The following is a 6220-nucleotide window of genomic DNA, read 5'->3' on the forward strand; positions in this document are numbered from 1 at the left end:
AGGCCGAAGGCGTGGGCGCCGTCCGCCAGGCCGACCAGGCGCTCGCACCAGCCGCGCGCCGTCCGCACGAACTGGCGCACGGGGAGGCAATCGAAGAATTCGTTGGCGACGACGATCGCCGGGCCGGGCGGCACCGAGGCGACGTCCGCGTGCCAGGTCGGCGTCGCCGCCCCGAGCGTCGCCTCCTGCGCCGCCCGCAGCACCGGGCTGGTCTCGACGAGGTGGAGGTCGATCGCCGCCGTCGGCACCACGGTGCGCAGCGCCCGCAGCGCGTCGGCCATCAGCGTGCCGCGGCCGGGGCCGAGCTCCACCAGGCGCAGCGGGGCCGGCGCCCCCATCGCGGCCCAGACCGAGGCGATCCACACCCCGACGAGCTCGCCGAACATCTGGCTGATCTCGGGCGCGGTGGTGAAGTCGCCCCGCGGGCCGAGCGGGTCGCGGGTGCGGTAGTAGCCGTGCACCGGATGGCCGAGGCAGAGCGCCATGTAGCGGTCGATCCCGATCGGCCCGGTCTCGCGGATCAGGGCGGCGATCTCGGCGCCGAGGGGCGTGGGGCTCACGTCCTCACCGCGCCGTCTCCGTCTGCAGCGCGGCGGCCTCGACGGGATGGCGCGGCCGCGTGACGCCGCGGGCGGCGAGCACGATGAAGACCAGCCCGACCACGGCCATCGGCACGCAGAGCAGCATGCCCATGGTCACGCCGCCGCCGAGCGGCCCGAGATGGTCGCCGAACAGGTAGCCAAGCTGGCGGTCGGGCTCGCGGAACAGCTCGCAGACGGTCCGCGCGACGGCATAGCCGAGCACGAAGATGCCGCCGAGGAGGCCCGGCTTGCGGAAACCGAAGCGGTTCACCGCGAGCGCCATGACGATGAACAGCAGCAGCCCCTCGGTCGCGGCCTCGTAGAGCTGGCTCGGATGGCGGGGCAGCGGGCCGCCGGTGGGGAAGACGACGGCATAGGCGAAGTCGGGCGCGACCCGGCCCCACAGCTCGCCGTTCACGAAGTTGGCGATGCGGCCGAAGAACAGCCCGATCGGCACGACCACGGCGGCCAGATCGAGGAGCGTGTAGCCGCCGAGCTTTCGCGAGCGCGCGAACAGCAGCATCGCCAGGATCGCCCCGAGGAAGCCGCCGTGGAACGACATCCCACCGTTGCGGATCGCCAGGATCTCGATCGGGTCGTCGAGATACATCGGCAGATTGTAGAACAGCACGTAGCCGATGCGCCCGCCGAGGACGACGCCCAGCGCCACCCAGACGATCATGTCGTCGATGTCGGCGGTGGTCGGGCGCCGCACCACGCCCCAGTAGCGGTCGGCCATCACCAGGCGGCGGGCGTAGAACCAGCCGCCGATCAGCCCGGCAATGTAGGCCAGCGCATACCACTTGATGGTGATCGGCCCGATCGCGACGGCGACCGGATCGATGGCCGGGAAGGGCAGGGCGAAGAGCATCGGGACCTCCCGTGGAAACGCCGGCATTGGACGTGGGCCCCGGGAGGCGTCAAGCCTTGGGCATCGGTCCTTGCTCAGGCCTCGGGCCCGATGGCGAGGAGGCACGGCCTGCCTCCCTAGCGAACCTAGTCGACTTAGCTAAGATCGTGCCGTCTTATAGTTGGGAATGTGCGATGCAGATAACCGTCCATGCGGCCAAGACTCAGCTGTCCAAGCTGATCGAAGCAGCTCTGCGTGGCGAGGAGGTCATCATCGCCCGTGGAAGCGAGCCCGTCGTCCGATTGGTCGCCATCCCGAAGACCACGTTCAAGATCGGTCTTCTGGAAGGTCGCGTGACAGGTCCGGGTCCCGACTTCCTCGAACCGATGGACGCCGACGCGCTCGACCTGTGGGAGGGTGGGCGTTGAGCGGAAGCCTTCTCCTGGACACGCATGCCTGGGCTTGGTCGCTCACCAACGATCGTCGCCTCTCCCTTGCGGCGCGGCAAAGCATATCTGCGGCCGCGACGGTTTATGTGAGCCCGATCATCTTCTTTGAAATCGGTCAGAAGGTGCGCCTCGGCAAATGGCCTGACATGGCCCCCTTCGCCGACAGCCTCGCCGACCTCCTCCTCCAACAAGGCGGCAGAACTTCTGCGCTGACGGGTGAGATCTGCCTCATGGCCGGCACGATGGATTGGTCGCATTGCGACCCGTTCGACCGTCTGCCGGCGGCAACGGCGCCGATCCGCGCGATGCCGCTGATCTCGGCCGATGCCGTCTTCGACGGGCGCGTCACCCGCATCTGGTGAGACGGGCGACGCGCCCGGCCGTCACTGCGAGCGCCGCCCGAACGAGACCGCGTAGGCCTGGACCCGCGCGTCGATCAGGGGATCGTCCGAGACCTCGATCCCGTCGGTGAGGGCGTTCGGCAGGAACAGCAGCGCCTTCTCGGCGCTCGCGCTGTCGGCGACGGGCTTGGTCAGCGTCAGGGTGCCCATCTCGACCAGGCGGCGCTCCTCCGGCCACGGCTGGGTCGCGTCGTCGGTCCGGTCGCCGGGCTCCGCGAGCTGGGCCAGCACCTTGTAGGAGACCGGCGCCTTGCCGAGCCGCGTGCGGATCTCGCTCATCAGGTGGTCCGGCGCCTGCTTGGCGGCCTCCTCGGACCCGAGCAGCTCCTCGCCCTCGACCGGCACGATGCGGTAGCGGAAGGCCTGCCGCTTGCCGCTCGCGTCGACGAGGATGAAGGCGTTGACGCCGTTGTAGGTCTGGCGCGCCAGGCTCGTCGGGGTCCGGGCGGTGGCGCCGGCCTTGCCCGCGGCCGGGTGGCTCGCCACGAAGGTCTCGGCCGGCGTCGGCTTTCCGGCATCCTTCCCGCTCTTCGCGATCGCGACGAGCAGGTCGCGGAACTCCTCGCCGGTGGCGACGGGGAAGTACTTCAGGCTGTTGGTGACGACGTCCATCTCGCTGCCGTCGGCGAGCTTGAACTTGAGCGAGAGCCCGTGCGGGTTGGCGTTGGCCGCGCCGTCTGCGATCGTCGGGAGGCCGGTGGCGTCCGAGAAGCGGGCGGTGACCGGCACGGCGGCACCGGCGAAGACCGACGCCTTGCTGAGCTTGGCCGCCTCGGCGCTCGGCGTGAAGCGTCCTTCCACGACGGTCCCCTTGGCGTGGTTCGCCCGCATGCCCGGATGCTGCCCCCAGAGCGTGTTCATCGCGTCGACGGTCTGCTCGGCGGTGGTGCCGTCCTCGGCCGAGACCGGCGTGCCGGCCAGACCGGCGAGCATGAGGCCGCCCGCCAGGGCGCGTCGGAGGAGTGGAATATGGGTCATGCAGGTCTCCGGATCGGGGCGGCCCTCCGGCACCCGAGGCGGCGACCGGCGGCGATGGATGGCTATTGCCACGATCTGGAGTTGCACAAAAGGATCGAGCCGCGCGCCGCGATGCGAGGCCGTTTATCGGCGCGCGCCGCCGTCTGGACCGACGAGCCGCAGCCCATGCCCGTCGGGTCCCTCGGCGTAGGCGGTGCTGCCGTCGGCCGAAAGCCGCACCGGGTGGCCGGCCTGCCGGATCGCCGCGACGGCTTTGACGACGTCGGCGGTCTCGAGGACGAGCCGCGTCGTCGCCCGGTCGCGCGGACCGAAGGGCGCCGGGGTCGGTTTCTCCGTCGCGGGCTGGCGGTAGTGCAGCAGCTCCAGATGCGGCGTCGCAGGGCCGCCGGGTTCCAGGCCGAGGACGTCGACGACGGGGTCGGGGACGCCGTCGAGGCGCGCCTGCGCCTCGCCCGCGTTCAGACCTCGCTGCGCAACCCGGAAGCCGAGCAGCGCCGCGTGGAAGGCGAGCGCGGCCTCGAGGCGCGTCACGGTGATCGCCGAGTGGTCGATGCCGAGGAACAGGCCGGGCGCGGCCTGCCAGCGCTCGGCGGCGGGGCCGCCGGGGAAAGCGATCAGCTCCAACGGGTGCCCGTCGGGATCGCGGAACTTGTAGGCCGTGACGCCGCCCGACGTCTTGGGCAGGTCCTGCGGGCCGCCGACGCTGACGGCGGTCGGCGACAGGCGCGAGAGCTGCCCGAACGCGGCCTCCATCGCGCGGACGGGGATCGCGAGATGCTGGAAGACCGGATCGGTGGCACGGGGCGCGTCCGGGTACGGCGCGCCCGGCGGATCGAAGGCCAGGAACGCCACGATCTGCCGGCCGAGCCGCATCGTCAGGCGCGAGCCCACCGCCCCGGGGGATCCGTAGGCGTCGCCGATCGCAGCCGGCAGCGGCTCGATCGGGCCGACCCGCGAGAACCCGAGGCCGTCGCGATAAAACGCCTCCGTCCGCGTCAGGTCCGCGACGGTGCGCTCGAACCCGGCGATCGATCGGACCAGGGCGCTCACAGGAGCCGCGCCCCACGCCGGTTGGTGTAGATCGCGTAGAGGGTGTGCGAGGCGCAGAGAAAGAGCCGGCTGCCGTTGCGGCCGCCGAAGGCGAGGTTCGAGACCGTCGCGGGCACCAGGATCTTGCCGACGCGCTCGCCGTGCGGATCGATGCAATGCACGCCGTCCCCGGCGCCCGACCAGAGATAGCCTTCGTCGTCGAGGCGGAAGCCGTCGGCGAAGCCCGGCTCGACCGTGTGGAAGACGTCGCCGCCCGAGAGCGATCCATTCTCGGCGACGTCGAAGACGCGGATGAACTTCTTCGGCGCCTCGGCGAATTGCAGCCCGCTCTCGGCGACGTAGAGCTTCGTCTCGTCCGGCGAGAAGGCGAGCCCGTTCGGCCCGTCGAAGTCGCCGGCCACGACCGCGAGCGAGCCGTCGCGCGGGTCGAAGCGGTAGACGTTGGCGGGCAGCTCGGAGGCCTGCTTGCCGCCCTCGTAGTCGGTCTGGATGCCGTAGGGCGGGTCGCTGAACCAGATCGTGCCGTCCGACTTGCAGACGACGTCGTTCGGGGAATTCAGCCGGCGGCCCTGGTAGCGCTCGACCAGCGCGGTGATCGTGCCATCGAGCTCGGTCCGGGTGATCCGGCGGTCGCGGTGCGAGCAGGAGAGCAGGCGCCCCTGCCGGTCGCGGGCGTGCCCGTTCTCGAAGCCGGTGCCCGAGCGGTACACCGATACGCCGCCGGTCTCGCTCCAGCGCATCACGCGGTCGTTCGGCAGGTCCGAGAACAGTAGCTCGTCGCGGTCGCCGAACCAGACCGGGCCCTCGCACCATCGGAAGCCCTCGGCGAGCATCTCCAGCGGCGCGTTCGGCAGCACGAACGCCTTGAACCGCGGCTGCGTGATCTCGAAGCCATCCATCGGCGCGGGCCTACTTGAAGCGTCCGGGCTGGTTCACGGTCGGCGTCACGTCGAGGCCGGTGACGATCATCGTGCACGGCTCGTCGCCGACCGTGCCGGAGAGATGCCCCTTCCGTCCGTCGCGCTCCTTGGTGTTCTGGTCCTCGCCCATCATCAGCTCGCCCGGTCCCATCTCGACGCGGGTGCCGTCCATGGTCTCGACGAACCAGCGGCCCGACAGGATGGCGATCCATTGCGGCCGCGGGTTCTCGTGCCATTGCCCGACCCAGCCGACCGGCAGCACCGTGAAGGTGACGCCGGCCTGCGACGGCGCCTGCTTGTCGTTCCATTGCGGCGCGGTCTGCGGGTCGATGCCCTCGAACTTGAACGCCGACAGCGCGAACCGTTCCTGCCGGCTCACGCCTTCGGCGTCGGTGTAGACGTGCCAGTACGGCATCCTGGGCGGCGGCCCGCCGTCGTGCTGATCGGCCATGTCGGGTTCCTTGCGAGAGAGGGTCGTCAACGGTTGTCGGGGGCGGACAGGGCCGGGGCGGCCTGCGGGCCGCTCGAGAGCGGGTGCCGAACGACCTCGGAGGCCGGGGCGTAGGTGCCGCCGATCACCACCAGCAGAAGCCCGCCGACGAGGCCGAAGTTCTTGAAGAAGTCCCAGAAATGGGCACGGCCCTCGCCGTTCTTCGACCAGAAGTCCGGGAACCGCCAGAACGGGTGGTACATCAGCGCGGTGACGGCGCAGAAGCCGGCGAGGATGAAGGCCGCCGCGCGATCGAAGATGCCGGTCACGATCAGAACCGGCGTCACCGCCTCGACGAGGATGCCGAGCACGAGCAGCAGGGCCGGGAAAGGCAGCGGGCCGGAGCGCGCCTGCCCCATGGCCTCGTCCCAGTGCGCGACCTTGTCGTAGGCGCTGAGCGGAAACATGAAGACGAGGCAGAGCTTGGCCGCGAGCGGCACGGCGACGAGATCGAGCCACGTCATCGGGGGCCTGGGGTGACGGGCATCGCGAGATCCGGGG

Annotated in this window: 9 protein-coding genes; 2 read left to right on the forward strand and 7 right to left on the reverse strand. The window is 70.7% G+C overall.

Annotated elements, in window-relative coordinates; translation table 11 throughout:
* Both FV230_RS22825 and lgt read right to left on the reverse strand, forming a co-directional pair.
* Positions 1-560 (reverse strand): SAM-dependent methyltransferase (locus FV230_RS22825; RefSeq protein WP_246694959.1); only part of this gene is annotated, 560 nt, incomplete at its 3' end.
* 4 nt (positions 561-564) lie between these two features.
* Entirely contained in the window at positions 565-1452 is an 888-nt protein-coding gene (gene lgt, locus FV230_RS22830) for a prolipoprotein diacylglyceryl transferase (protein ID WP_244028036.1), read from the reverse strand.
* A 173-nt stretch (positions 1453-1625) separates the two neighbouring features.
* Here lgt and FV230_RS22835 point away from each other — a divergent pair, with 173 nt between their 5' ends.
* Positions 1626-1859 carry a type II toxin-antitoxin system prevent-host-death family antitoxin gene (locus FV230_RS22835; protein ID WP_147727367.1) on the forward strand — a complete coding sequence of 78 codons (234 nt, stop codon included), beginning with the start codon at positions 1626-1628 and terminating at the stop codon, positions 1857-1859.
* Positions 1856-2242, forward strand: a complete 387-nt coding sequence (locus tag FV230_RS22840; RefSeq protein ID WP_147844031.1) for a type II toxin-antitoxin system VapC family toxin — start codon at positions 1856-1858, stop codon at positions 2240-2242. Before FV230_RS22835 ends, FV230_RS22840 begins: the two co-directional genes overlap by 4 nt.
* Positions 2243-2263: 21 nt before the next feature.
* On the opposite strand, the gene FV230_RS22845 is transcribed toward FV230_RS22840, so the two are convergent.
* The 5 genes from FV230_RS22845 to FV230_RS22865 all read right to left on the reverse strand — a co-directional run.
* Entirely contained in the window at positions 2264-3259 is a 996-nt protein-coding gene (locus tag FV230_RS22845; protein WP_147844032.1) for a catalase family peroxidase, read from the reverse strand.
* Between the two features lie 123 nt (positions 3260-3382).
* On the reverse strand, positions 3383-4309 hold the full coding sequence (locus tag FV230_RS22850) for a VOC family protein (RefSeq protein ID WP_147844033.1): 927 nt from the start codon (positions 4307-4309) through the stop codon (positions 3383-3385).
* Positions 4306-5208 carry an SMP-30/gluconolactonase/LRE family protein gene (locus FV230_RS22855; RefSeq protein ID WP_147844034.1) on the reverse strand — a complete coding sequence of 301 codons (903 nt, stop codon included), beginning with the start codon at positions 5206-5208 and terminating at the stop codon, positions 4306-4308. Before FV230_RS22855 ends, FV230_RS22850 begins: the two co-directional genes overlap by 4 nt.
* Positions 5209-5218: 10 nt before the next feature.
* Positions 5219-5680, reverse strand: coding sequence for a cupin domain-containing protein (locus tag FV230_RS22860; RefSeq protein ID WP_147727362.1), 462 nt, complete (start codon positions 5678-5680; stop codon positions 5219-5221).
* A 26-nt stretch (positions 5681-5706) separates the two neighbouring features.
* Positions 5707-6220 (reverse strand): DoxX family protein (locus FV230_RS22865; RefSeq protein WP_246694960.1); only part of this gene is annotated, 514 nt, incomplete at its 5' end.

Source organism: Methylobacterium sp. WL6 (assembly GCF_008040095.1).
In the GTDB taxonomy this organism is placed as follows: Bacteria; Pseudomonadota; Alphaproteobacteria; order Rhizobiales; family Beijerinckiaceae; genus Methylobacterium.

Bases quoted from the DNA above. Each gene is read 5' to 3' on its own strand.
- lgt (WP_244028036.1), bottom strand. From the start codon at position 1,452: ATGCTCTTCGCCCTGCCCTTCCCGGCCATCGATCCGGTCGCCGTCGCG.
- FV230_RS22835 (WP_147727367.1), top strand. From the start codon at position 1,626: ATGCAGATAACCGTCCATGCGGCCAAGACTCAGCTGTCCAAGCTGATC.
- FV230_RS22845 (WP_147844032.1), bottom strand. From the start codon at position 3,259: ATGACCCATATTCCACTCCTCCGACGCGCCCTGGCGGGCGGCCTCATG.
- FV230_RS22855 (WP_147844034.1), bottom strand. From the start codon at position 5,208: ATGGATGGCTTCGAGATCACGCAGCCGCGGTTCAAGGCGTTCGTGCTG.
- FV230_RS22860 (WP_147727362.1), bottom strand. From the start codon at position 5,680: ATGGCCGATCAGCACGACGGCGGGCCGCCGCCCAGGATGCCGTACTGG.